A 22,783-nucleotide genomic window follows, 5' to 3' on the forward strand; every position below is an offset into this window, starting at 1 on the left:
CCTTCGGCACCAATTCCACATCCCTATCCTAACGTTCACCCCTCTTGCGAGACCATTCGGCACGTCCTTGGGCTGGTGCACCTATTGCGCGCTATTCCTTTGAAGTCTCATCAAGAGCCGCCCTCTCTCCAAAAACCCTCCGCGTTTCTGTGTCTCCGTGTCTCTGTGTTGAATCCCATGCACACACCCACCGCCCTCACAGCACCGGCATAAACAGCCGCGCAAAACCATCACGCAACCGCAGGAGCAACCCTGCATTGCGCAGTTCTTCGCGTGTCACAGGCTGGCAATCCTCCAGGCTCTTCACGAAGATGGCGTTCAGTTGACGGGCGAGGATGTCATCGAAGCACGCGACATTGAACTCAAAGTTCAACCGCAAGCTGCGAGGATCCCAGTTGGTGCTGCCCACCAGGGACCACAGGCCATCGACGGTCATGAACTTGCTGTGATCGAAATGCCCGTCCGCTTCCAGGATATGCACGCCGCGCTCAAGCATCTGCGGGTACAGGGTGCGCCCGGCCCAGCGGACGAGGGGGATGTTGTTGTTCTTCGGCGTGATGATGGTCACATCCACCCCCCGCAAGGCCGCGGAGTTCAGTGCCCAGAGAATCGGCGCATCCGGTAGAAAGTAGGGCGTCATCACGCGAATCTCGCGCTTCGCGGCGCCGATGGCGGCAAAGATGACCTTCGGCATCAACTCGAAATCTTCATCCGGTCCATCCGGCACGCCGATGATGCCGACTTCACCGGCAGGCTCCAGTTCGGGGTACCAGATCTCCCCTTTCAGCACCTCCCCGCAGCAAAAGGCCCAGTCCTCTGCGAACACGCGTTGGAGCTGGCGCACAGCAGGCCCCTCCACCTGGAAGTGGAGATCGATGACGGGATGCTTCGGATTCTGCGAAAGCATGTTTCCATCCCGGATGTTCATGCCGCCGGTGAAACCGGTGACGCCATCCACCACCATGACCTTGCGGTGGTTGCGCATGTTCATGCTGAACACCCGGAAGAAAAAGTGGCTGTGCATGAAGCTCTGGGCATTGATGCCGCGCCGCTTCAACGTGTGAATGATGGGCGGCCAGGAGTACATGGTGCCCATGTTGTCCACCAGCACGCGCACCTCCACGCCACGGTTCTTCGCCTTCTCCAGTTCATTGACGAACTCCATCCCGACACCCTTGGCCTCAAAGATGTAGCTGCAGAGGCTGATGCTGCGCCGGGCATTCCGGATGGCGGTGACCATGGCGAACATCGCCTCCTCACTCCGCAGCGGGATCATGTGGTTTCCCACTGAGAAATTGTATCGCGAGAGTTTGCCGATGGCATCGGCGAGTTCCCCCAGCATCTTGAGTTCAGGCACTTCCTTTTCCGGGTTCACCGGGCAGGCCTCCAGCACCGCCTGGCGTTCCACATCCGTCATTGCGCGGTACTTCTGCCCACGCCGCTGGATGCGGTTGATGCCAAACATTGCGTAGAAGATGGCGCCCAACAGCGGCACGAAGGCAATGATCACCGCCCAGAACGCCGCAATGCGACCATCCCGCTGACGCAGCAATACATGGCTCACCGCAAAGCCCACGACACAAATATCGAGAATCAGCAGCAACCAGTGCCACACGGGGAAGACAGCCTTGTACAATTCAACGAACATGCAGATGGAGCGAGAATGGAGAAAGCGCGGCAATGATGTCCCACGATGACGAGGACGCAACGAGAGAAGGAATCGAGTCAGGGGTGATGGTGCATTCAGGGAACCACTAATAGACACTAACGGACACTAATTTAGGAGAAGGCTTCGTCGGACGGACCGCTAATGGGCGCTAATCTTCGCTAAAAGAATGAGGGCTATGGGTACGGTTCGCCATCGCAGGCTCCGACACATCACAGCACGTCTCCCATTCACCATCCATTAGCGAACATTAGCGCCTATTAGCGGTCCCCATTTCCGCACCACCCCTCGCCACCCCAATCCATCTCAGCGCCTACCCTTTGGCGCCCTTTGCGTTCTTTTACGGCCATTCTTCATCCCGCCATTCACCTTTCCCTCCCCCTCTACTGCTTCGCTGCTTTGCGTTTCAACTTTCCCGCCCTGAAATCCCTTTGCGCGTCACGTTCCCAGCGGTTAACGCTCCCACCCCCTTTGCTCGCTCCCCATGAACCGCATCGACCAACGTTTCGCTGACCTCCGCGCCTCTGGAAAGAAGGCCTTCGTGGCCTATATCTGTGCAGGAGATCCGAACCTGGACACCATGCGCGACATCGTGCTCACACTGGAAAAGTGCGGGGTGGACATCATCGAGCTGGGCCTGCCCTTCAGCGACCCGCTGGCGGACGGCATCGTGAACCAGATGGCCGCCGACCGCGCCCTGCGCGCCGGGGCCTCAACGCCGAAGGTCATCGCGGCCATCAAGAAGCTCCGCACGGAAACACAAATCCCGATCGTGCTCTTCACCTACCTGAATCCGGTGTACACCTACGGGTTCGAGGCCTTCCACCGCGACGCGGCCGCCGCCGGAGCGGATGGCGTCCTGATTCTGGACCTGCCGCCGGACGAGGCGTCTGAGAATGCCGAACTCGTGGGGGGCGAAGCGCTGAAGCGCATCCGCCTCATCGCGCCCACCACCCCGGCGGAGCGCATCCCCCTGCTCACCGCCCAGGCAGAGGGTTTCATTTATTACGTTTCCCGCGAGGGGGTGACCGGCGCGCAGACCTCGCTGGCGACCGGCATCGAGGCCCAGGTCGCCCGCATCAAGGCCACCACGGAAACGCCTGTGGCCGTGGGCTTTGGCATTTCCACCCCAGAGCAGGCCGGGGCCGTGGCCGGCATGGCGGACGGCGTCGTGGTGGGCAGCGCCATCGTAAAGCTCATTGAACAACACGGCTCCGACAACGCCCTCACGGACAGGCTCGCCGCCTTCGTGAAACCTCTTGTCGATGCCGTGAAGTCCGTCTAGCTTCTCCGCCCCTTTCCCATGGCCACCACGCTCAAATTCTGGAAGATGAACGGCGCGGGCAATGACTTTGTCATGCTCGACAACCGCACTCAGTCCGTGCAAATCGACAACGCTACGATCGCCCGCCTGTGCGACCGGCATCGTGGCGTGGGTGCGGATGGCCTCCTGCTGGTGGAGCCCCCGACGGATGGCGGCGACTTCAAGATGCGCTACCACAACGCGGACGGCGGCGAGGCCGAGATGTGCGGCAATGGCGCGCGCTGCTTCGCCCGCTATGTGAACCGTCTGCATGACGACAAGCTCGGCGGCCTGAAGTTTGAAACGCTCGCGGGCATGATCTCCGCCGACTACCTCGGCGACCAGGTGCGCATCAACATGAGTCCGCCGCACAGCCTGAAGCTGAACCAGACCCTCCCCGTGGAAGGCGCGGAACTCACCGTCCACAGCGTGAATACCGGCGTGCCTCACGCGGTCGTCTTCGTGCAGGACCTCGAGAATACCAATGTGCGCGGCCTCGGCGCCGGCCTGCGATACCACACCGCCTTTGCCCCGAAGGGCACCAATGCGAATTTTGTGAAGGTCACCGGACCGAACAGCATCTCCATCCGCACGTATGAACGCGGCGTGGAGGATGAAACACTGGCCTGCGGCACTGGCATGGTGGCGTGCGCGCTGATTGCCCATGAGCTGCACGGCTTCACTTCGCCGGTGTCCGTGCTCGTGCGCGGCGGCGACACCTTGCAAATCGGGTTCGAGAAGACGGCGGATGGCTACCAGAACGTGACGCTTCACGGACCGGCGGACTTCGTCTTCGAAGGCACCGTGGAGGTTTAATTTTCGCGTCATGACCAGCAGGCAATCCCTTAAGAAGGCGCACCGCATGGCGTGGCCGATTGTAATCGTGGGAATCGTGCTGATGGCATCGGCTGAGATGAAATGGCTGCAAGGCGTGGGCATAGCCCTGCTTTTCGCTGGCATTCTCTGGGGAAAGTTCGCGGGCAAATGTGTGCATTGCCTGAAGCCTGCGGGCGCCTGGATGCACAGCGCCAGCCCGGGCGTGCAGTACTGCCCCTGCTGCGGCAAATCCCTCGATGCCGAGCACTCGGCTGCATGAGCTGCTTCCAGCGCGCTTGCGCTGACGTATTCCCTCTCTCAAATAGACTTTCGTCAAAACACGTAAACTACACCCCATGTTCGCAGGTACCCATACCGCCATCATCACCCCTTTCCGCAACGGCCGACTGGATGAGGATGCGCTGAAAAAAGTCATCGACTACCAGTTCGATGGCGGCGTGCAGGGCGTGGTGCCGTGTGGCACGACCGGCGAGTCCCCCACCCTGGATTACGATGAGCATGACCGCGTGATTCAGCTCACCGTGGGCATCACCCGTGGTCGCGGCCTGGTGATTGCCGGTACCGGCAGCAACAGCACCCGTGAGGCGATTGAGATGACGCAGGAAGCCGAGGCCGCTGGCGCGAACGCCTCCCTGCAGGTCGCTCCGTATTACAACAAGCCCACACAAGAAGGTCTCTTCCGCCACTTCCGCGACATCGCGAAGAACACGAGCCTGCCCATCATGCTCTACAGCATCCCCGGACGCTGCGGCATTGAGATCGGCATCGAGACCGTGGTGCGCCTCGCCGAGGAGTGCCCGAACATCCGCGCCATCAAGGAAGCGGGTGGCAATGCCGACCGCGTGAGCGTGCTCAAGCAACTCCTGCCGGAGAATTTCGAAATCCTCTCCGGCGATGACTCCCTCACGCTTCCTTTCATGAGCGTGGGCGGCAAGGGCATCGTGAGCGTGGCGGGCAATCTGATTCCGAAGGAGATGAGCACCATGGTGCAGCACGCACTGAAGGGCGAGTGGGCCGAGGCCCAGGCTATCCATGCGAAGTTCAACCCGCTCTTCAGCATGTTCCTGAAGCTTGCGACGAACCCCATCCCCATCAAGACCGCCATGGCTCTCAAGGGCCTCTGCGACGCCGAACTCCGCCTCCCCATGTGCGAGATGAGCGACGCCCAGGTAGCCGAGCTGAAGGCCACGATGGTGAAGCTGGGAATCCTCTGAAGGAGTTGAGCGATGGTTTGCAGTAGTTGAGCTGTTGTTGAGCGATGGTTTGTACTGAACTCAGCTCCCTCGCTCACGCCTTATCCTCTTCACCAACCACTGCTCAACCATCGCAAACCACTGCTCAACAACCGCCAACTTTCCCACCCTTCTTATGTCTCTTCGTATTCTCGTCACCGGCGCCAAGGGCCGCATGGGCCAGGCCGTCATCCGCGCTACGGAAGCGGATCCTGACACCGTGGTCGGCGCTGCTGTCGACGTGGGTGACAATCTCGATGAAGCGCTCGCCCAGTGCGATGCGGTCATTGACTTCACCTCACACCACTTCAGCAATGAACTCGTGGCTGCTTGTGTGAAGCACAAGAAGGCCCTCATCATGGGCACCACCGGCCATACGGAGGAAGAACGCAACACCATCCGCGAAGCCGCCAAGACCATCCCCGTCGTGTTCGCCGCGAACTTCAGCGTGGGTGTGAATACCCTCTTCTGGCTCACCCGCCAGGCTGCGCGCATCCTCGGCGAGCCCTTCGACCTTGAGGTGATTGAAATGCATCACCGCATGAAGACGGACTCCCCCAGCGGCACTGCCCGCCGCCTGGTGGAAATCCTCTGCGAGGAATCCGGCGTGAACTATGACAAGGACACGCGCCACGGACGCTTCGGTGACGTGGGCGCGCGCACGAAGAAGGAAATCGGCGTACACGCCCTCCGCGGCGGTGATGTCGTGGGTGACCACACGGTCGTCTTCGCAAACATCGGCGAGCGTGTCGAGCTCACCCACAAGGCCAGCAGCCGCGACACCTTCGCCGGTGGCAGCGTCCGCGCCGCCAAGTGGCTCGCCGACAAGAGCGCCGGCATTTATGACATGCAGGATGTTCTGGGACTGAAGTGACCGAGAGAAAGTAGTCCGCCGGGCTCCGGCGGAGTGCATGGGAAATGCAAAATGAGAAATGAAAGGTGAAAAATGAAAAGTGCCTGAGGTGCCCGTCATTTTGCACTTTTCATTTTTCACTTCTCATTTTGCATTCTCTCGTACCGGCTGAAGTCTCGGCGGACTCCCTTCCATGATCTACGGCATCGCCCTCGGCTCGAATCTCGGTGACCGCCTGCACCACCTGCAGGAGGCCGTGCGCCAGCTCCGCACGGTGCATCCCACCCTGATACTCCGCGGTGCCGCCGCAGTGTATGAGACGGACCCGGTGGATTGCCCGGAGGGTTCGCAGTCGTTCTTGAATACCGTGGTGGAAGTGGAGTGCGCCTTGGAACCACTGGAACTCCTTCGCGAGATGCGGGCTGTTGAAGTGAAGCTCGGCCGCCCTGCCGAGCACGGCCACCACGCCCCACGCACCGTGGACCTGGACATGCTCTACGCGGACGATACGGTGATGGAGCAACCGGCACTCATCCTCCCGCATCCAAGGATGACTCAGCGCCGCTTTGTGCTGCAACCGCTGGCGGAAATCCGGCCGAAACTCGTGCTACCAAACGACTCACGAAGCATCTCTCAGCATCTGGAGACCCTGCAAAGTCCCGAGCCCCCCTTGCGCATCCTACAGCGCGACTGGCTTCGATAGCTGAGGTGAAGCCTCTGGCGACGGTGATTTCAAAGTGACGCCGAAGGGCCAGCCCACCCACCGCATTGCGGCAGGCCCAAGGAGTGGGAACGCCTCGTTCCCATGGTGACAGAGTGCTCGATCGGCAACTACGAAGGCACACCGTTCGCGCCGCAAAGGTGTCCGGTGGGACGCAACACCGGAAGAAGTGGCAACCTCTGATGGGAACGAGGCGTTCCCACTCCTTGATTAGCCGCAGCGCCTCTCATGACCTATTACCCCTTTCGCTCCGTGACCGTGCACGTCAGGCCGGAGGCCCAACGACCACTGTCAGGCGGGACGCCTAACCTCCGTAGCATCTCTGCTGCTTCGCTGCTTTGCGTTTCACCTATTTGCGCCCCGGTTACGTACCATGTAAGTAACCCCTGTGCACGCCCTCACCCAGCAACTCCGCGACCGCAAAGCCTCCGGCGAGAAGCTCGCCGTGCTCACCGCCTACGACTACCCCACCGCCCGCCTCTTCGATGAAGCTGGGGTGGATCTCATCCTCGTGGGTGATTCCCTCGGCATGGTGATGCTGGGCCTGCCTGACACCACGGGCGTGACCATGAACATGATGCTCCACCACGCGGCTGCCGTCCGTCGCGGTGTGAAAAAGGCCACCGTCATCGTGGACCTCCCCGCGAACACCTATGGCAATCCCGATCACGCCGTTCACAACGCCGAGCGTCTGGTGGAAGCCGGGGCGGATGCGGTGAAGCTCGAAGGCGGCGTGGACATGATCGAGTCCGTGCGCGCCATCACAAAGGCGGGAATCGGATATGTGGGGCACATCGGCATGCTTCCGCAGAGTGTGTTGAAGGAAGGCGGCTACAAGAAGAAGGGCCGTACCGAGGATGGAGCCAGTCGCCTGGTGGAGGATGCGATTGCACTGGAGGAAGCCGGGGCCTCCGCCATCGTGCTGGAGAGCATCGTCCCGGATGTCGCCGCGCGCATCAGTGCCAGCATCAAGATTCCGACCATTGGCATTGGTGCGGGCAGTGCGTGTGACGGGCAGGTGCTGGTGTATCACGACCTCGTTGGCCTGTTCCCTTGGTTTGTTCCCCCGTTTGCCGTGCAGGAGGCGAATCTGGCCATGGAGATCACGCGGTCGGCGAGGAAGTTTATCGAGAGGGTGAAGGGGGAACATTGACGACAGATCCGAACGCTGTGACGCGCGGCGTCCTTGGACTGCGTGCAGCCCTGCTGCCGCTTTCCAGAGTCCGCAGCCTGCTGCGGCGATAGTGACATTCACTCGTAGTGTGATGCCTCCAGAAGAGCTTGGCGACTTCGTCGCGGTGTAGCGTGCAGCAGGCTGCACTTGAGGAAAGCGGCAGCAGGGCTGCACGCAGTCCAAGGCCTTCGGCACTACTTCTCAATCATTAACCTGACGTTCACGCGCCCCACCTACTGGACATGACACCGCTTTAAATGGAGCCCAATTAAAAGGAGACGCGTAGTGCTCCCTCACCCCCTCGCCCTTGTCCTAGCCGCCTTCTTTGCGGCAGCAGAGCGCTTCGCTGGCCCCTTCGTTCTCGCAGCTTTCTTGGCCGCCGCAGACCGGTCCTTCGCAGTGCGCTTCTTTGCCGCTTGCTTCGTATGTCGCGACAACGCAGCAGAACTTGCAGCGCTATGACCTTCCCGCTCCAACGCCCGTCTGCTCGCTCTCGCTCGCTTCGGTGAGGGCTTCACCGGCCCATGTTCGGCCCGCTTAAGTTCCCGCTTCGCTTGCTTCCTCACCTTATCAGAGGCCTTGCCCTTCTCTGGTGGTGGCAGCTTCACGCCAGCACGACGTGCCATCGAGAGCCCGATCGCAATCGCCTGCTTCGTGGAGCGCGCACCGTGTTTGCCCTCGCGGATGTCATCGATGACTTCGCGTACAAATTCTCCAGCTTGCGTGGATGGAGCTTTGCCTTCCTTTTTGTCACGGCGGGCTCGCTTGATGGTGCTTTGCTTGGGCATGATGGCCTCCTGATGACAGATTGGTTGCTTGCTTGCCATGACGAGCACCATCATCGCGAGTTCCAGCCTGAGATGAGGCGCGTACGTACATAACGTTGATCGCGACTGCCGTGAACTCCGCGTACCCTGGCCGTCCATTTCCCCAACCACTCACGATACGCCTCTCACTTCCTCGTCACTCATTCATGAAATCCTCCCCAGACTCCATCGCCGATCGCGCCGCCGGTTGCATTGTAGGCGCATTCATTGGCGATGCCCTCGGACTCGGCCCGCATTGGTACTATGACTTGAATGAGCAACGAAAAGACTACGGCCCTTGGATCGATGGCTACACTACGCCAAAGCAGGGCAGGTATCACTCGGGCATGGCTGCGGGTGAGCTCTCGCAAACGGGCATCATCATGAAACTGTTGCTCGCCTCCGTGGCGGAGCGGGGCACGTATGATGAGGCGGACTTTACCCAGCGACTGGATGAGGAACTCCTCCCCAAGCTCAATGGCAAACCCCAAGGCGGTCCCGGTGGCTACACGAATCATTCCTTCCGCCAGGTCTGGACTGCGCGCGTACGCGACCAGAAACCCTGGCGCGAAGCCGCGGGAAATGCCGATACGTCAGAGGCAGCAGAGCGCATCAGCATCATCGCAGCACGTTTTGCTACAGAGCCTTATCTCGCCGCAAAGTATGCCAACGAATGCTGCCTGCTCAGTCAGAATGATTCCCTGGTGGCCCAGCACTCCGTCGGCTTTGGGTGCGTGCTGGCGGCGCTGATTCGCGGCGAAACATTCGATGAGAGTATCTCTGACAAACTGCTGGATCTCGTGGCTGCCGGTGAGCTCCCCTTCCAGGCGGATCGGGCCATTGCGAAGCCCAATCAACAAAAGCCCACGTTCGGCTTTGCCTCGCCAGATGCCCTGCTGCTCCCCTCATGGGTCGCAGAGGCGGCACGAGACAAGGACATCCGAATCGAGCCCGCGTGGAAGGCCTCCATCGTGTACGGCATGTCCTGCGCCATCAATTTCGTGCTGCCCTCCGCCTACTACCTTGCAGCACGTTTCCCCGATGACTTCGAAAGCGCCGTGCTCCACGCGATCAATGGCGGTGGTCAGAACATGTCCCGTGCCTGCCTCACCGGTGCGCTCGTGGGAGCTCAGGTCGGACTCAGCGAGATTCCCCAACGCTTCATCGACGGCCTCCTCGACGGGAAGGAGATCGTAGCCATGGCGCAGAAGGTGGCGGGCAGATGAAGTGATATCGTAATATCCAACTCCAACCCCACGCCCACCATGAGTGTCCAAGTCTACGGCTGCAATCACGTCGCCATTGAGGTCGATGATGTGGAGAAGGCGGTGGCCTTCTACCAGGACGTCTTCAATTTGGAAAAGCTCGATGAAGGCGAAGGCGACGCATTCTTCAAGCTGGGTGCGCATCAGTTCCTCGCCATGTTCAAGGTGGACCGCGTAGAGCCATCTCGCGCACGGCACTTTGGCATCATGGTGCGCGATGAAAAACAAATCGCCGAAGTGCGCGACAAGCTCACGGGAAAGTATGGCATCAAGTTGATCGAAGGATTTCGGTGCGACTTCCGCGATCCATTCGGCAACCGCATCCAGGTGGTGGACCTCCATGATGAGTCCCTCGTGTGGCTGCTGCCTTACCAAGAAGTGCAGAAGGTGGGAATCAAGTTCTGAGCCCCTAGGGTCCCGCACGACAGGCCTGCCTCACCCTCACCCCGAAAAAAAGTGTGGATTTCTCTTTGCATTCTTTCCTCGGCGAATAACATTCAACCATTCGGTTGAATGTTATTCCTTACGGCAGCCACCCCTTTTCGAGCTGCCCACCAAGCCCATCCAGAGAACCACGAACCCACAGACCCTATGAGCACCAAAACCACTTCAATTTCAGGCGGATGCGCCTGCGGGGCTATTCGCTACGAAGCCACTGCGGAACCGGTGGTGATGCTCCACTGCCATTGTCAGGACTGCCAGAAGGCCAGCGGCGGCCCGTTCTCGTCCATGGTGGTCGTGCCGCGAGAGGCATTCACCTTCCTCCAAGGGACACCGCGCTATCACGACTCACCCAGTGAGGCGGGCGGAAAGACGCATCGTGGCTTCTGCCCGGACTGCGGCTCACCTGTGGTGATCAAGCCCGACGCCGCCCCGCAGATCATCGCGCTTAGAACGGCGAGCCTTGATGACCAGAGCTGGTTCAGCCAGCAAATCGACGTGTGGACTTCGGACGCGCATCCCTGGGATAAGATGGACCCCGCGCTACCGAAGTTCGAAAAGTATCCACCCATGTGATCCGAACACGCGGCCCGGGTGTCGCGAAGCAAAGAACAATATGGTCGAATATGAGTCAGACCTGCTGGACAAGACCTTCGGTGCGCTGGCAGACCCGACGCGGCGGCGGATTCTCGCCCAGCTTTCGGAAGGCGAGATCTGCGTCACCGATTTGGCGCGTCCGCATGCCATGTCCCTCGCGGCCGTATCGAAGCACGTCATCGTGCTGGAAAAGGCCGGCCTGGTAAAACGCCGAAAAGATGGCCGGGTGCACTCCCTGGCCCTAGATGCAAAGCCGATGGAAGAAGCCCAGGCATGGCTGGACCGCTACCGCCAGTTCTGGACGGCGAACCTCGACGGCTTCGAGAAGTATCTGGAGAAACTACAACCTCAAAAGGAGACCAAACCCGATGACGATGATGCCCACAGCCACAACTAACGAACTGCAAACGCCCGACAATGCGACGCTGGTACTCAGGCGTGTGCTGAATGCACCGCAGGAGCTGGCGTACGAGGTCTGGACTTCGGCAGAACACACGAAGCTCTGGATGCAGCCCGAGCCGGGCATGAAAATCCCCTTCGCCATCATGGATGTGCGCGTGGGTGGGAAGTTTCGCATCCAGATGCAGAATCCGGATGGCGAGTACTTCACGGCAGCGGGCGTGTTTCAGGAGGTGAAACCTCCCGAAAAGCTGGTCTATACTTGGGACTGGGAGAAGGACGGCAGCGGCGAGGAATTCGGCGAGACCGAGGGAAAAGAAACCCTCATCACCGTGGAGTTCATCAAGCGGGGTGACCGCACGGAGATGATCTTCACACACACCAGATTCGCCACCGTGGAGAGCCGCGACAACCACGCCCGTGGATGGGGCAGAATCATCGACGGACTCGCGAGATTCCTGGAGAAGAAATAACACCGGGGCCACAGCGCCTCTTCAGCTCAGAATTTTTTTCAGCAGAGCATGTCCTGGCGACAGCTGCCGGTTCGTCATGCCGCTGAAGACAGAAGCAAAAACCAGCGCCGATCGGTCCTGCTGGAACGGGACCGATCTGCCCAACAACAACGAAAGGTAACCACGCGAATGAGTACCAATGCAATACTAGACGCACCTCAGAAATCGAAGCAGGAGCACAAGGTCGTATCCCGGGAGAAATGGATCGCGGCCCGCAAGGAACTGCTGAAAAAGGAGAAGGAGGCCACCCGCCTGCTCGATCAATTGAGCGCCGAACGACGCAGTCTTCCCTGGGTGAAAATCGAGAAGGACTACGTCTTCGATGGACCCGGCGGGAAAGTGAAACTCGCGGATCTCTTCGAGGGACGCAGCCAGCTCGCCATCTACCACTTCATGTTCGGGCCGGACTGGCAGGAGGGCTGCCCGAGTTGCTCGTATGTGTCTGACCACACCAATGCCACGCTTCCGCATCTCACAGCGCGGGATGTCACGCTGGTGGCCATCTCCCGTGCGCCACTGTTCAAGATTGAAGCCTTCAAGAAGCGCATGGGCTGGCACTTCAACTGGGTGTCCTCCCACGCTTCCGATTTCAACATGGACTTCCACGTCTCCTTCCCCAAGGAGCAGACGGGTGGTGGCAAGGTGGAATACAACTATGAGCTGATGGAATTCCCCAGCGAGGAAGCTCCGGGACTCAGCATGTTCTACAAGGATGCCAGCGGAGACGTCTTCCACACCTACTCCACCTATGGGCGCGGCCTGGATCAACTCCTCGGCACCTATCGCATTCTGGACATGGCACCGAAGGGCCGTGATGAAGATGACCTGCCCTTTGGCATGGCATGGGTACGCTACCACGACCGCTATGACACCAAGCAGGCCGCCTTCGCCGACCCGGACAAGCCTTACTGGCCGGATGTGGATATCGAAGCGGGCACCCAGCCGAAATCCACCACGTCCTGCGGTTGCAGCTCAACCACGGCACACACGTGAACACACACCCCTGCTGCCAGACCAAGGCCAGCACCAACACGCGAGCCGGTGCCCCTGTGCGCCGGCCCGCGTCGCGGGTACGGCGTGGTGGTGAACTCGCCGGCTGGCTCCTCCCGGGCGTGACACTGGCTCTCCTGCCCAAGTGTCCTGCATGCGTGGCCGCTTACATCGCGCTGGCCACGGGCATCGGCATCTCCATGCCAACCGCGACCTATCTGCGTGCCACTCTGGTCGTGATGTGCGTCGCGTCGCTGGCGTTTGTTGCCACCATGCGGCTTCGCAGCTTCATGAGGCAACGCGTCCGACCTCAATCCTGAGCGCGGAACGCATACAGATGTTTGTCCGTGCGAATGTAAATCACGCCATCCACGATGGCAGGAGTGGCAAAGACCGGGGCCTTCAGATCCGTGCGTGAGAGCACCTTGAGATTGTCGCTGGTGGCATCAAGCACGACCACAGTGCCGCGCTGGGAGATGACATAGATGCGACCATCAGCCGCCACGGCGGAGGCATAGTAGTCGCCGGAGGCATCCACACGTTCCGCCTGGTAAATGGGACTGCCGCTTTTGGCATCATACGCGGAGGCGAGTCCCCCGCTCTTCATCGTGAAGACACGTCCATTCGCCGCGACGGGAGAAGAGACATAGGGCAGGTGCTTATTCTGCTGCCAGACCACATGTGTCTCCGTACAGTCGCCGCTGCCGCCAGGCTTGATGGCAAAGATCTGATTTATCGAAGCGGCGAACATGCCGCGCATGGATTCATACTCGGCCTTCGACACGCGGCCATCCTTGTCCGCATCGATCTGCGAGTAGCGGTCTTTGATCTTCCCTGTGGGAAACTCATCCCGCGTGAGCAGACCGTCCTTGTCGGCATCATTGGCAGCGGCGAAGTCCGCGTACGGATCCATCAGTACTCGATCGTCTTCATCACCGCCCACGTTCCAGCTGGAGACCAAGAGCATGCCATCTGCCGCGATGGGGCTGGCATTCGACACACGAGCCATGCCACGGCTGGTCCAGCGCTGCTTGCCATCCTTCAGATCATAACTCCTCACCCAAAGCGAACCACATACCACGAGCTCCTGCATGCCATCGTGACTCCACACGAAAGGCGTGGAAAAGCCACGGCGGAATTCGCCGCGATCCACCCGCCATACTTCCTCTCCCGTCTTTGCATCCAGGGCAATCATGTAGCTGCCGACGTCCTGATCCGCCACGATGATCACTTTGCCATCCGCCACCACGGGCGAGCTGCTCGTACCAAACTCCACCACCGGCAGTGGCAGCCGCGTTTTCCACAGTGCCTCTCCATTCCAATCATAAGCCAGCACGCCGTAAGAGCCGAAGTAGGCAAACACCCGCTCACCGTCCGTGCAACACGTCGGCGCCGCAGGACTGCCAATGCGATGCGCGCCTTCGATTTTCTCCGCCGGCGCCGCCACGCGCCAGAGTTCACGTCCATCCGTCTTGCTCAGGCAGAAGGTGACCAGCTTTCCCCCATCCAGTCCCGTGAGTGCGATCTTGTCGCCCCAGATGCAGGGAGAGGAATGCCCATGCGGTACGTCGACCTTCCACAGCACGCCTGTTTCCGGAGACAGTTCGATGGGTGGCTTCCCCGTGCCAATCCCCAGCCCACCCGGACCGCGAAACTGCGGCCAGTTGGATGCAGATTCCGCCAGAGCGGCAGTGCAGAGGACGGTAGGCGCGAAAAGGTGCAGCGCAAGTCTCAGGTACTTCATGGGTGCGAGCCATGAACGCATCACCGCCCGCGGTCATTTCAAGGGCATGACAATCGAATCGGCAACGCATGGATTTTCTGGCTGCTCCTGGAAGCACGTGTTCTACGTAACTCCATCGCTCAGAGACTTAACGGCAACGCCACCCGTGCACTTTGCTATCAGCTATCCATGCATCCTTTCACTGCCCATGATTGCACCTTAGAAAAAACCTTCCTCCTGCACACAATTTAGTTATGATCGCGGTTTCCAAAATCATGGCGACCGCACGCCCTTCTCGCTCCCTGCTTCCATTGCTGCTCGCAGGCGCAGCCTTCGCAGCCAGTCTTTGCCCCGCTCCCCGCGCCTTTGCCCAGGCGACATGGGACGGTCAGACCAATGCCAACTGGAGCACACCCACCAACTGGAATCCGGATGGCGAACCCACTCTGGCCACCGCGGTGTCCTTTGGCTCACCGGTGCCACCAACCGGTTCCACCATCACTCTCAGTGCCGGTGAGCAGGCCTTCTCACTCAGCTTCCTGGAAAGCTACACCCTCACGGGTGGTGACCTCACGCTTGGAGCTGCGACTTCCATCTCGGTAGACCCGACGTTCACGGCCACCATCAATTCCATCGTGGCTGGCGCTGGGACAAGTCTTGCCAAAACTGGGGACGGCACGCTGGTACTCACCGGTGCGAACACCTTTGCCGGCACGCTTACCTTGAACGCCGGTGTGCTGCGCGCCACGACCAATGCCGCAGCACTCGGCACTGGCGCTCTTTCCCTCGGCGGCGGTGAATTGCAACTCGCCAATGACACGGCTCTGGGCTTCAACCGCAACACCACGGTCACCGGCAATACACAGATCACCTCCGACCGCCTCACTGCGGGCGCAGGTGTGACGCACACGCTGGGCACGCTTTCCATCGGTGCACAAACCCTGACCGTCGGCGCTGGAAGCAACGTGAACAGCGGCACGGCGGGAGTCACCTTTGGCGCAGTCACGCTCAGCGGCAACGCCGTGATCAACACCAATGCAGGCGCGCTCACCACCCTGGGCGCCGTGACCATGGGTACCAACAGTCTCACCATCGGCGGCCTGGGTGATACCACCATCACAGGTTCCACGGGAACTACGACCAGCAGTGCCGGTGCAATCACGAAGAACGACAGCGGCATCCTGCGCATCACGGCGGATCCGAACAACACCGGCCAACTCACCATCAATGGCGGTGTAGTCGAGCTCAACCACAGCGGCAGCACGGATTTCAACACCGTCATCAACAGCGGCGGCACCCTCCGCACAATCACTGCCGCGACCGGGGACTCCGCCGACATCACGGTGAATGCAGGCGGTACCTACGACTATCGCGTGAGCGATACCATCGGCGGCCTTTCCGGCGCTGGCACGGTCACCAAAGGGGTTGCCGGTGCAGCCACATTGACGGTCAACAACAACAACGAGACCACCACCTTCTCCGGCGTCATCCAGAACGGCCTGGGCACGGTCACGGTGGCAAAAAATGGCACGGGCACGCTGACGCTCACGGGGGCCAATACCTACACCGGCTCCACGACCATCCTGCGAGGCATCGTCATACTGGATTTCTCTGCGGGAGGAGCTCCTGCGTCAAACATCCTCGCTGCGGGCAGCACCTTGTTGTTCAATTCAAACACCACGACGACCAGCTTGGGAACCGTGCGAATGACGGGAGCCGCATCGACCGTCAACAGTCAGGCCTTCACGGCTACCACGATTCAGTCCGGCACCAACATTCTCGAGCTCACTTCCGGCACGGGTGGCACGCTCAATGTCGCCCTCGGGAACATCACCCGCAGCGGCAGTGCCACGTTAAACATCCTGGCGCCAGCATCAGGAACGATCACGGCAACCAATGGCAATGGACTGCTGGGCAACTGGGCGACCTACACCTCCGGCGGCTCCACCAAACTCGCCCGCGTGGTCAGCAATACGGTCGTGGCTGCGACGGCCGACTTCATCTACCAGACCGGTGTGGACATTGCCAACGTGGCCAACTACAGCGCCACGGGCATCATGCAGGTGGACAATACTTCCACCGGACAAGTGCTTCAGGGTGCAGGCAATACGCCACTGCACTCCGTCTATTATACGGACAGCGCCGCTCGAACGTTTGAGATTGCGAGTGGCGAGACGCTGCAATTCGCCAGCTCAGGCACCTTCCTTTCCGATGCTGGTGCAGGTCAGGCCACCTTGGGAGCGACGGTGGGCACAGGCAGCATCACTGCGGGAACCACTGGCGCTGCCGATTTGATGTTCCATGTAGTGGATGTCTCCGGTCAGGTCACGGTGAACTCCGTCATCGCCAACAATGCAGGCAGCGGTGCCGTATCGGTCACCAAGTCTGGGGCGGGAGAAGTCATCCTCACCACCGCCAACACCTATACCGGAGCTACGACGGTGACGGCGGGGACCCTCGATGTGCGAAACGCCGGGGCCCTCGGAACCGGCGCTACCGGCACTACAGTGCTGGGCGGTGCGACTTTGGAGATCTCCGGTGGACTGGTGATGACGGAAGTGCTGAATCTTACCGGTGGCGGTGTCGGTGCAGGGGGAGCGCTCCGGAGTGTCAGTGGGAACAACACTTACGCCGCGACGATCACCTTTTCTGGAGGCTCCACCATCGGTGCCGATGCGGACACCCTGACGCTGGACGTGGCGAGTGGAAACTCCATCACCGCTGGCAACAACAGTCTCACCTTCGCGGGCGCGGGAGACATTGTGGTGAATGACAACATCACCCATGGAGGCTCCTCCAACCCTGGCATCGTAAAAAACGGCACCGGCACACTCTTTCTTACCGTTGCCAACACCTTGACCGGCACAGGAACTTTCACTATCAATGACGGCGTAGTACGCATCACGCATGGGGGAGCGCTCGGCACCGGGGCCACTGGCGCCACCAGCGTGACGGACAATGCATCGTTGGAAATCTCCGGTGGGATCACCACCGACGAGCATATCAACATGGTGAACGCCACCGGCATCAACGCTTCCGGAGCCATTCACAACATCGCGGGGAACAACACCATCACCGGCATCGTGACCACCGATGATGGCACGAGCCGCATCATGGCGGATGTCGGCACGCAACTCACCATTACCGGTGAATTCCGCGGTGATCCGAGTTCCGGTTCCAACCGCTCCGCCACCATCGGTGGCGATGGGACCGTGGTACTCGCAGGTGTGGTGCGCAATGGCACCGGAACCACACCAGGCGTGCTCTCGCTCATCAAGGATGGCACCGGCACTCTGACCATGAGCGCCGCGAATACTTATACCGGAACCACGGCCGTGAACAATGGCACCCTCACTCTTACGGGTTCCATCACCGCCTCTGCCATCACCGTTGCAGCTGCGGGTACTTTTACGGAAAGCGCTGCCGGTGTCCTGTCCGGCACCACCAGCCTTACCTCAGCCGGAACCAGCACCCTCGGAGGGGCCAACACGCATACGGGAGTTACGAACGTCACGGGAGGCACCGCCACCCTCACCGGTTCGGTCAGCGCCACGGCCATCACCGTGGGAACGAGTGGAACATTTAATCAAACTTCGGCAGGTGTGCTCGCAGGTACAGCGACTCTTTCCTCCGCTGGCAATACCACGCTCTCGGGTACGAATACCACCACCGGAGCCACGGCGGTCACCAACGGTACCCTCACGCTGAATTACGACACTGGAGCGGGCGGCACGAATACCTCCAAGCTGGCCAACGGCGCGGCACTCACCCTGGGCGGTGGCACCGTGGTCCTGTCCGGTGGCTCTCACACGGAAGTCGTCGCATCCACCACCCTCACTGCCGGGACAAGGTCAGACATCAGTCGTTCGAGCGGCACTTCGGTACTGGCTCTGAATACGGTCAATCCCGGAGCTGGAGCGGTGGTAAACTTCATGGGAGAGGACATTGCCTCCACCGCCAATGCGAACGTGAACGGCATCCTGGGATCCTGGGCCACCATCACCGTCGCTGGCGAGACTGACTTCGCCATGAACTCCGGCGTGAGCGATGGCGTGACGGGAGGCGGACTCATCCGTGCCTATAACGGGTACACCGACATCACACGCCTGGGCCCAGCCAGTGTCGTGCCGGACAACGGCACGCTGAACGTTCGCATCATCAACGGCGGCACCTCGGGTCCCATCACGCTCGCGTCCATCAATACGGAGATCAACACGCTGCAAATGGATGCCAGCGACGGACCTGCCACCATCGACCCCGGCACCACGGACGTGCTGATGATTGGTGGTGAGACTGGTGGTGCCATTCTGCAGACTGCTGCTTCAGGTGGACTCACCGTCGGGACGGCCTCGGGTGACGGGCGGCTGACAACCGGTGGCACCGCAAACACCACTCCTGCAGGGTTGCATTTCATCAATGAAAGCACCGCGAACGCGCTGACCATCAATGCCATCATCACCAACAACGGTGCCTCCAACACCGATGTGGTGAACATCGTGAAGAGCGGCGCCGGGATGCTGGTCCTCACGGGGGCAAATACGTACACCGGCGGCACTCGTCTGGAAGAGGGCATCATCAGGGCAACCACCAATGCCGGCGCCTTGAGCAACAGTGGTACCGTGACAATTGTGGGCGGTGAACTGCAACTGGCCAACAACTCGAACCTGACCTTCGGGCGCGCCGTCTCGATCCTCGGCAGTGCCACCTTCACCAGTGACCGCCTCGCCGCAGGCGCTGGCGTCACGCACTCGCTCGCAGGCCTGGACCTCAATGCCAACAACACCACGCTCACCTTCCGCAAGGGCTCGAATGTCACCAGTGGCACTGCAGGCATCACGTTCACTGGCGCCTTCAACACCAACGGAAACGCGGCGACGATCGATGTGGGTTCTGACGTGGTGATGACCATGAGTGGCAGCAATGGCACCGTCGCAGATGCCTCCAGCGTGCTCACCAAAATCGGTGCAGGCACCTGGGTCATCTCTGGCGCGAACAACTTCTGGGAAGGGCCCACCATCGCCATCGTCCAGGGCACGCTGGATCTTCGCAATGCGAATGCCCTGGGGGACAACACTCCAGCCACCCAGCTCATCACGGCAGCAGACGGCACGACCCTTCGTCTCGGCATCGATACGGGCAGCGACTTCCGCACCGACCTGACGCTCACCGGTACCGGCGGCACCGCCACCTTGATTGCTGACCGAAGCACCGCAGGCGCTGGCAACACGCACACCATGGACAGCCTCAACCTGGGAAGCAATACCCTGTTAATACAGCGCGGTTCCAATGTCACCAGCGGCACGGAGACGGTGATCTTCGACGCGGCTTCCACGGTGGGCGTCGGCGCTGCCATCAATGCCACCACTGCCGATATCACCATCAGCGCCGCCATCAGCGGCACGGGCGGGAGTCTGACGAAGCTCGGTGCGGGACAGCTCACGCTCTCCGGTGTGAATACCTACACCGGCCCCACCACCCTCTCCGCCGGCACCCTGCAGATTGGCCTCGGTGGCGTGGGTTCGCTCGCAGCCTCGAGCGCACTGACTGTGAATGGCGCAGGCACCGTGCTAGCCGGCACTGGCACGGTCAATGGCCTCACGACGGTGACACAAGGTGTGATACGCCCCGGTGACTCGGGCGGAGCCAGCGTGGGGACCCTGAACCTGGCCGGTGGACTTACCACCAGTCCCGCCACGCCCAGTGTGGTCGCAGAGCTGCAGATTTCCGGCCCTTCGACCTCCGACCTCATTCACATCACCGGCGGACTCACCCTCAGCAGCAACAGCAACATCACCGTGCTTCCTTCAACCTATACCGCCATGCTGGGAGACACCTTCCTACTCATGGACTGGACCGGTCTGCTGATGCTGAATGGCTGGAACACGGGCCTCAACTTCCGCGATGGCTCCGGCGACACCGGTACGAACTTCGACCTCCCGGACATTTCCGCCTCCGGTTTCATCTGGGACATCAGCACCCTGGTGGATGGAGCCAACGGCGGCTCTCTCCGTATCACCGTCGCAGCCGTTCCTGAGCCGAGCCGGATGTTGCTGCTCGTGGGGGCGTTTGCAGGGATGATCCTGAGACGGAGGAGACAGCGCTGAATGGAGTGCCAACCGGCCATTTTCGTTTTGGATGACGGAGACCTGATAGAGCATTTTAAACAAAAGACCCTGCAACTTGCGTTGCAGGGTCTCTGTTTAAATTGGTTGCGGGGACAGGATTTGAACCTGTGATCCCGCTTCGCGGGATTATGAGCCTGGCGAGCTACATCGCTGCAAGCCAGTACGAGCATAGAACCCGGCTCCGCCTTTCTGACGTTTCAATTCGTTCTCCAGCTTACGGGCGTCGCCCAGGCTAAGTTCTTCGCTTTGCCAGATGAGCTTCCATGGGCCGCGGTACCTGGTCCATTTCGACACCCCATTGTTGTGGTCTTCGAGCCTCTTCAGGACATCTTCAGACACACCGATATAGAATCGCCCCTCTTCGTTTTGAACGACGTAGACTTTGTAGTCCATGCTCAAGAAAAAGCCCGTCGCGCTTTCACGTGACGGGCTTTGAAATTGGTTGCGGGGACAGGATTTGAACCTGTGACCTTCAGGTTATGAGCCTGACGAGCTACCGGGCTGCTCCACCCCGCGATTGGACGGTGATACTCGTTCAACATCCGAGGCTTGCAAGAAGAATCTGCAACAGTTATGCATGATGCGGCGTTTTACGCCTCCCCTCGTCTATCATCATCCATGAAGATCCAGTTCCCTGCCGCCCTTCTGCTCACCGTTGCCTTCACCGCCGTGGCCTGTCATGGCCAGGAGAAGGACAAGCCCTCGCCCATCGGCTACGAAGACACGCCCATCATCCCTGGCACGGAGTGGCGGGTGCATGATATCAAGCGACCGGCGCCTCCGGTGGTGAAGCCGGGCAAAACGAATGACGATGCCCCGGCGGATGCGGTCATCATTTTCAATGGCGGCAGCACGGACGCACTGGTGAGCAAGGAAGGCAAGCCCTGCCCGTGGAAGGTGGAGAATGGCGAACTCCTCATCGCCGGCGGTGACTGCTGGACGAAGGAGCAGTTTGGAAGCTGCCAGCTCCACATCGAGTGGATGAGCGCGCCGAACACCAAGGGCAACTCCCAGAAGAAGGGCAACGCAGGCGTGTTCTTCATGGACCGTTATGAGTCCCAGATGATGGACAACGACAACAACCCGACCTATGCCGACGGCATGACGGGTTCCATCTACGGCCAGACACCTCCCCTGGCGAACGCGGTACGCAAGTCGGGTGAATGGCAGACCTATGACATCATCTTCACCGCGCCGACGCTGAAGGACGGCAAGGTGGTGGAGCCGGCGTACGTCACCACCTTTGTGAATGGCGTGTGCGTGCAGGTGCATACCAAAATCATGGGCCCGACCAAGCACAAGAACATCACCAACTATGATGGCGACTTCCCCGAAAAGGCGCCCATCCGCTTGCAGGACCACAAGAATGATCCGCCGGTGCGCGTGCGGAACTACTGGGTGCGCCCGCTCCCCTGATTTGGAGCCGGGTTCTTAGTTCTTAGTTTTGATTGTTCGAATCCCGCGGTGCGAAAGCGCTGCGGGATTTTTTTTGGTGAGGTGGCGCGGTGACCAGAAAAGGAGGCAAGAGTGCCCCCGATCCGGCTTGGCTGGTGCCCGGTGGGAGCCTAAGATGGATAGGGCTATGATTTTGCATGAACTTAACTCAAGGTTCGGGGGCACTCCTGCCTCCTTCATCGCACACCCCTGATTTTCTTTCGTGAGGAATCCGCCGCCGTTCTGCGTATCTCATTCCGTGCGCCCAAGCTGGGCATGACTCCGAGGGTTTTCCACCATCGAATCCTTCCTACCATGAAATCCTTCACCACTCCCCTGCTCACTGCGTTGTTTGCCATGTTCTGCGTCGGCACCTCCACGCTCCATGCCCTCACTCCGGAAGAAGCGATGAAGCATGAAGGCGAACGCGGCACGGTGGAGGGATTGATCGTGAAGGTCGGCAGCAGCTCGAGGGGAAATCTCTTCCTCAACATGGGTGCGCCGTTTCCAAACCATACCTTCAGTGGCGTCATCTCGAAACCCTCCGTGGAAAAGCTGGGGAAGGACTACATCATGTCCCTGGAGGGCAAGTACATCCGCGTGACAGGAGACATCACCATCTTCAAGGGCAAGCCAGAGATCCTGGTCGACGACAAGAAGCAGATCGAGATCGTGCCTGAGCCATGGAAGCCCTGATATCCGCGG

At 60.3% G+C, this 22,783-nt stretch carries 21 protein-coding genes and 1 tRNA gene; 17 read left to right on the forward strand and 5 right to left on the reverse strand.

Annotated features, from left to right (window positions below; all coding sequences use genetic code 11):
• Positions 1-196: 196 nt before the first annotated feature.
• Positions 197-1,648: a cardiolipin synthase gene (cls, locus tag G5S37_RS18735; protein ID WP_165205980.1), complete on the reverse strand. Its 1,452-nt coding sequence runs from the start codon at positions 1,646-1,648 to the stop codon at positions 197-199.
• Between the two features lie 502 nt (positions 1,649-2,150).
• Here cls and trpA point away from each other — a divergent pair.
• The 7 genes from trpA (at position 2,151) to panB (ending at position 7,765) form a co-directional block, all read left to right on the forward strand.
• Positions 2,151-2,951: a tryptophan synthase subunit alpha gene (trpA, locus tag G5S37_RS18740; RefSeq protein ID WP_165205981.1), complete on the forward strand. Its 801-nt coding sequence runs from the start codon at positions 2,151-2,153 to the stop codon at positions 2,949-2,951.
• An 18-nt stretch (positions 2,952-2,969) separates the two neighbouring features.
• On the forward strand, positions 2,970-3,785 hold the full coding sequence (gene dapF, locus G5S37_RS18745; RefSeq protein WP_165205982.1) for a diaminopimelate epimerase: 816 nt from the start codon (positions 2,970-2,972) through the stop codon (positions 3,783-3,785).
• A 10-nt stretch (positions 3,786-3,795) separates the two neighbouring features.
• Positions 3,796-4,065 carry a hypothetical protein gene (locus G5S37_RS18750; RefSeq protein WP_165205983.1) on the forward strand — a complete coding sequence of 90 codons (270 nt, stop codon included), beginning with the start codon at positions 3,796-3,798 and terminating at the stop codon, positions 4,063-4,065.
• A 76-nt stretch (positions 4,066-4,141) separates the two neighbouring features.
• Positions 4,142-5,020, forward strand: coding sequence for a 4-hydroxy-tetrahydrodipicolinate synthase (gene dapA, locus G5S37_RS18755; RefSeq protein ID WP_165205984.1), 879 nt, complete (start codon positions 4,142-4,144; stop codon positions 5,018-5,020).
• A gap of 154 nt (positions 5,021-5,174) precedes the next feature.
• Positions 5,175-5,912 carry a 4-hydroxy-tetrahydrodipicolinate reductase gene (gene dapB / locus G5S37_RS18760; RefSeq protein ID WP_165205985.1) on the forward strand — a complete coding sequence of 246 codons (738 nt, stop codon included), beginning with the start codon at positions 5,175-5,177 and terminating at the stop codon, positions 5,910-5,912.
• Positions 5,913-6,084: 172 nt separating this feature from the next.
• On the forward strand, positions 6,085-6,594 hold the full coding sequence (gene folK, locus G5S37_RS18765; protein ID WP_165205986.1) for a 2-amino-4-hydroxy-6-hydroxymethyldihydropteridine diphosphokinase: 510 nt from the start codon (positions 6,085-6,087) through the stop codon (positions 6,592-6,594).
• A gap of 406 nt (positions 6,595-7,000) precedes the next feature.
• Positions 7,001-7,765, forward strand: a complete 765-nt coding sequence (gene panB, locus G5S37_RS18770; RefSeq protein ID WP_165205987.1) for a 3-methyl-2-oxobutanoate hydroxymethyltransferase — start codon at positions 7,001-7,003, stop codon at positions 7,763-7,765.
• Between the two features lie 314 nt (positions 7,766-8,079).
• Here panB and G5S37_RS18775 read toward each other — a convergent pair whose 3' ends face one another.
• On the reverse strand, positions 8,080-8,574 hold the full coding sequence (locus G5S37_RS18775) for a DUF6496 domain-containing protein (protein WP_165205988.1): 495 nt from the start codon (positions 8,572-8,574) through the stop codon (positions 8,080-8,082).
• Between the two features lie 185 nt (positions 8,575-8,759).
• Between G5S37_RS18775 and G5S37_RS18780 the strand changes: the two genes are divergently transcribed.
• The 7 genes from G5S37_RS18780 (at position 8,760) to G5S37_RS18810 (ending at position 13,116) form a co-directional block, all read left to right on the forward strand.
• Positions 8,760-9,818, forward strand: a complete 1,059-nt coding sequence (locus G5S37_RS18780) for an ADP-ribosylglycohydrolase family protein (protein WP_165205989.1) — start codon at positions 8,760-8,762, stop codon at positions 9,816-9,818.
• 39 nt (positions 9,819-9,857) lie between these two features.
• Positions 9,858-10,262: a VOC family protein gene (locus tag G5S37_RS18785; protein WP_165205990.1), complete on the forward strand. Its 405-nt coding sequence runs from the start codon at positions 9,858-9,860 to the stop codon at positions 10,260-10,262.
• Positions 10,263-10,448: 186 nt separating this feature from the next.
• A complete protein-coding gene (locus G5S37_RS18790; protein WP_165205991.1) occupies positions 10,449-10,874 on the forward strand; it encodes a GFA family protein in 426 nt (141 codons plus the stop codon).
• Positions 10,875-10,914: 40 nt separating this feature from the next.
• Positions 10,915-11,292 carry a metalloregulator ArsR/SmtB family transcription factor gene (locus G5S37_RS18795; RefSeq protein WP_165205992.1) on the forward strand — a complete coding sequence of 126 codons (378 nt, stop codon included), beginning with the start codon at positions 10,915-10,917 and terminating at the stop codon, positions 11,290-11,292.
• Entirely contained in the window at positions 11,270-11,767 is a 498-nt protein-coding gene (locus G5S37_RS18800; RefSeq protein WP_165205993.1) for an SRPBCC domain-containing protein, read from the forward strand. Before G5S37_RS18795 ends, G5S37_RS18800 begins: the two co-directional genes overlap by 23 nt.
• 168 nt (positions 11,768-11,935) lie before the next feature.
• Positions 11,936-12,799 carry a DUF899 domain-containing protein gene (locus G5S37_RS18805; protein ID WP_165205994.1) on the forward strand — a complete coding sequence of 288 codons (864 nt, stop codon included), beginning with the start codon at positions 11,936-11,938 and terminating at the stop codon, positions 12,797-12,799.
• Positions 12,796-13,116 (forward strand): hypothetical protein, encoded by a 321-nt coding sequence (locus G5S37_RS18810; RefSeq protein WP_240914673.1) that lies wholly within the window; start codon positions 12,796-12,798, stop codon positions 13,114-13,116. Before G5S37_RS18805 ends, G5S37_RS18810 begins: the two co-directional genes overlap by 4 nt.
• Here the strand turns inward: G5S37_RS18810 and G5S37_RS18815 are convergent.
• Positions 13,107-14,540 carry a PQQ-binding-like beta-propeller repeat protein gene (locus G5S37_RS18815; protein ID WP_165205995.1) on the reverse strand — a complete coding sequence of 478 codons (1,434 nt, stop codon included), beginning with the start codon at positions 14,538-14,540 and terminating at the stop codon, positions 13,107-13,109. The two genes, G5S37_RS18810 and G5S37_RS18815, sit on opposite strands and share 10 nt — an antisense overlap.
• Positions 14,541-14,794: 254 nt before the next feature.
• Between G5S37_RS18815 and G5S37_RS18820 the strand changes: the two genes are divergently transcribed.
• Positions 14,795-20,623 (forward strand): autotransporter-associated beta strand repeat-containing protein, encoded by a 5,829-nt coding sequence (locus tag G5S37_RS18820; RefSeq protein ID WP_165205996.1) that lies wholly within the window; start codon positions 14,795-14,797, stop codon positions 20,621-20,623.
• Positions 20,624-20,770: 147 nt separating this feature from the next.
• On the opposite strand, the gene G5S37_RS18825 is transcribed toward G5S37_RS18820, so the two are convergent.
• Both G5S37_RS18825 and G5S37_RS18830 read right to left on the reverse strand, forming a co-directional pair.
• Complete coding sequence (locus tag G5S37_RS18825) at positions 20,771-21,037, reverse strand: GIY-YIG nuclease family protein (protein ID WP_165205997.1); 267 nt, start codon at positions 21,035-21,037, stop codon at positions 20,771-20,773.
• A gap of 46 nt (positions 21,038-21,083) precedes the next feature.
• A tRNA-Met gene (locus G5S37_RS18830) sits at positions 21,084-21,160 on the reverse strand.
• A 102-nt stretch (positions 21,161-21,262) separates the two neighbouring features.
• On the opposite strand from G5S37_RS18830, the gene G5S37_RS18835 reads away from it, so the two are divergent.
• On the forward strand, positions 21,263-22,060 hold the full coding sequence (locus G5S37_RS18835) for a DUF1080 domain-containing protein (RefSeq protein WP_165205998.1): 798 nt from the start codon (positions 21,263-21,265) through the stop codon (positions 22,058-22,060).
• Positions 22,061-22,393: 333 nt separating this feature from the next.
• The gene (locus G5S37_RS18840; protein ID WP_165205999.1) at positions 22,394-22,774 is read left to right on the forward strand and encodes a hypothetical protein; all 381 of its coding nucleotides are present in this window, start codon (positions 22,394-22,396) and stop codon (positions 22,772-22,774) included.
• Positions 22,775-22,783: the final 9 nt, after the last annotated feature.

It is taken from the genome of Roseimicrobium sp. ORNL1, from assembly GCF_011044495.1.
Lineage (GTDB): Bacteria > Verrucomicrobiota > Verrucomicrobiia > Verrucomicrobiales > Verrucomicrobiaceae > Roseimicrobium.

Excerpts from the sequence above, each read along its gene's own strand:
- dapF (WP_165205982.1), top strand. The coding sequence starts at position 2,970 with ATGGCCACCACGCTCAAATTCTGGAAGATGAACGGCGCGGGCAATGAC.
- G5S37_RS18805 (WP_165205994.1), top strand. The coding sequence starts at position 11,936 with ATGAGTACCAATGCAATACTAGACGCACCTCAGAAATCGAAGCAGGAG.
- G5S37_RS18750 (WP_165205983.1), top strand. The coding sequence starts at position 3,796 with ATGACCAGCAGGCAATCCCTTAAGAAGGCGCACCGCATGGCGTGGCCG.
- G5S37_RS18820 (WP_165205996.1), top strand. The coding sequence starts at position 14,795 with ATGGCGACCGCACGCCCTTCTCGCTCCCTGCTTCCATTGCTGCTCGCA.
- G5S37_RS18790 (WP_165205991.1), top strand. The coding sequence starts at position 10,449 with ATGAGCACCAAAACCACTTCAATTTCAGGCGGATGCGCCTGCGGGGCT.
- G5S37_RS18795 (WP_165205992.1), top strand. The coding sequence starts at position 10,915 with ATGGTCGAATATGAGTCAGACCTGCTGGACAAGACCTTCGGTGCGCTG.
- G5S37_RS18775 (WP_165205988.1), bottom strand. The coding sequence starts at position 8,574 with ATGCCCAAGCAAAGCACCATCAAGCGAGCCCGCCGTGACAAAAAGGAA.
- cls (WP_165205980.1), bottom strand. The coding sequence starts at position 1,648 with ATGTTCGTTGAATTGTACAAGGCTGTCTTCCCCGTGTGGCACTGGTTG.
- G5S37_RS18835 (WP_165205998.1), top strand. The coding sequence starts at position 21,263 with ATGAAGATCCAGTTCCCTGCCGCCCTTCTGCTCACCGTTGCCTTCACC.
- G5S37_RS18840 (WP_165205999.1), top strand. The coding sequence starts at position 22,394 with ATGAAATCCTTCACCACTCCCCTGCTCACTGCGTTGTTTGCCATGTTC.
- trpA (WP_165205981.1), top strand. The coding sequence starts at position 2,151 with ATGAACCGCATCGACCAACGTTTCGCTGACCTCCGCGCCTCTGGAAAG.
- G5S37_RS18815 (WP_165205995.1), bottom strand. The coding sequence starts at position 14,540 with ATGAAGTACCTGAGACTTGCGCTGCACCTTTTCGCGCCTACCGTCCTC.
- G5S37_RS18785 (WP_165205990.1), top strand. The coding sequence starts at position 9,858 with ATGAGTGTCCAAGTCTACGGCTGCAATCACGTCGCCATTGAGGTCGAT.
- G5S37_RS18780 (WP_165205989.1), top strand. The coding sequence starts at position 8,760 with ATGAAATCCTCCCCAGACTCCATCGCCGATCGCGCCGCCGGTTGCATT.
- G5S37_RS18825 (WP_165205997.1), bottom strand. The coding sequence starts at position 21,037 with ATGGACTACAAAGTCTACGTCGTTCAAAACGAAGAGGGGCGATTCTAT.
- folK (WP_165205986.1), top strand. The coding sequence starts at position 6,085 with ATGATCTACGGCATCGCCCTCGGCTCGAATCTCGGTGACCGCCTGCAC.
- G5S37_RS18800 (WP_165205993.1), top strand. The coding sequence starts at position 11,270 with ATGATGCCCACAGCCACAACTAACGAACTGCAAACGCCCGACAATGCG.
- dapB (WP_165205985.1), top strand. The coding sequence starts at position 5,175 with ATGTCTCTTCGTATTCTCGTCACCGGCGCCAAGGGCCGCATGGGCCAG.
- dapA (WP_165205984.1), top strand. The coding sequence starts at position 4,142 with ATGTTCGCAGGTACCCATACCGCCATCATCACCCCTTTCCGCAACGGC.